This window comes from Acetobacter tropicalis (genome assembly GCF_001580915.1).
Lineage (GTDB): Bacteria > Pseudomonadota > Alphaproteobacteria > Acetobacterales > Acetobacteraceae > Acetobacter > Acetobacter tropicalis.
In genome coordinates this window covers 1-668 of sequence record NZ_LHZQ01000018.1, presented here as the reverse complement: position 1 = coordinate 668, position 668 = coordinate 1, and the positions used below count along the sequence as shown (strand labels likewise).

Genomic DNA, 668 nt, shown 5'->3' with positions numbered 1-668 from the left:
TGAAGCCTCCCGCCACGCGGCGGAAGCCGCCCATCATGCTGCGGAGCCGGAACTGGTCAGCCGCACAGTGCAGGCCAGCTACGGGCTGCTGACGGCTGTTGTGCTATATGGCACCGGCTTTGGCGGTCTGTTTGCACTGGTGTTTGCCTATGCCTACGGGCGGCTGAATCTATGGTCTCCTCGCGCGCTGGCACTACTGCTGGCCGGGGCCGGATTCCTGACCGTGGTGCTGGTGCCAGACCTGAAATACCCGCCCAATCCGCCCGCCGTAGGGGTGCACGCCACGCTGGCGTTCCGCACCGCCGCCTACTTTGCCATGATCGGCCTTTCCATTTCCGTGGCCGCTATTGCTACGCTGATTGGCCAGAAAATCACGCAGACGCGCGGCGCATGGACCGGCACCCTCTGCGGAGCAGGGCTGTTTATCGCGCTGATTGCACTGGTGCAGTTTGGCCTGCCCGATGTGAATGAAGTGCCCGATGGCTTTCCTGCTGTTGTGCTCTGGCGCTTTCGGGAATCCTCCATTGGCATGCAGCTTGTGCTGTGGGGCACCATGGGCCTGCTGTTTGGCGCACTGGCCACCCCCGTTCTGGCGGATCGCACCGCCCCGTCCCGCCGATAATTTTTTATTCGGGCTCAGGGCTCAGGGCTCAGGGCTCAGGGCTCAG

The 668-nt window shown here is 63.5% G+C and carries 1 protein-coding gene; it reads left to right on the top strand.

The window, feature by feature from the left end; genetic code table 11:
• The coding region (locus AD944_RS00095; RefSeq protein WP_061474606.1) for a CbtA family protein at positions 1-622 on the top strand (622 nt) is incomplete at its 5' end.
• Positions 623-668 lie beyond the last annotated feature (46 nt).